The following is a 562-nucleotide window of genomic DNA, read 5'->3' on the forward strand; positions in this document are numbered from 1 at the left end:
TGCGGATCAAAGCTTGTTTGCTAGCTCCCCGCAGCTTATCGCAAGCTACTACGTCCTTCATCGCCTGTAATCGCCAAGGCATCCACCATGTGCACTTATTCGCTTGTCCCTATAACGTTAGCCTCTGGTCGTTTGCACGATCAAAGAGCGCTACAGGGATAAGAAAGTACAACGTTGTTGCTTGTTTGTTGATACATACAATCATTACCCATCGATCTGCTTGTTACGGCAAACCGATCATAAATAATCTTTACTTCTTCCAGATTGTTAAAGAACGAAACAGCAATAATCTCTAAAAGATTAAACCTAAATTTAATCACCGATGTGATCAACTTACGTTTAAGCTTTTTGGTGGAGGATGACGGGATCGAACCGACGACCCCCTGCTTGCAAAGCAGGTGCTCTCCCAGCTGAGCTAATCCCCCTGGGTTTGTTACTGGTAGGGCTGGTTGGACTCGAACCAACGACCCCCGCGTTATCAACACGGTGCTCTAACCAGCTGAGCTACAGCCCCAAATGCTGTTCTTCTTTATTAACAGTCGATAAGTGTGAACATTTGATG

General features: G+C 45.6%; 2 tRNA genes and 1 rRNA gene. All 3 read right to left on the reverse strand.

Annotation, left to right across the window (positions count from 1 at the left end):
• Window positions 1-109, reverse strand: a 23S ribosomal RNA gene (locus GCM43_RS25510); the annotation flags it as partial.
• Between the two features lie 240 nt (window positions 110-349).
• A tRNA-Ala gene (locus tag GCM43_RS25515) sits at window positions 350-425 on the reverse strand.
• 12 nt (window positions 426-437) lie between these two features.
• A tRNA-Ile gene (locus tag GCM43_RS25520) sits at window positions 438-514 on the reverse strand.
• Window positions 515-562 lie beyond the last annotated feature (48 nt).

The sequence above is a fragment of the Janthinobacterium aquaticum genome (assembly GCF_009208565.1).
Lineage (GTDB): Bacteria > Pseudomonadota > Gammaproteobacteria > Burkholderiales > Burkholderiaceae_D > Janthinobacterium.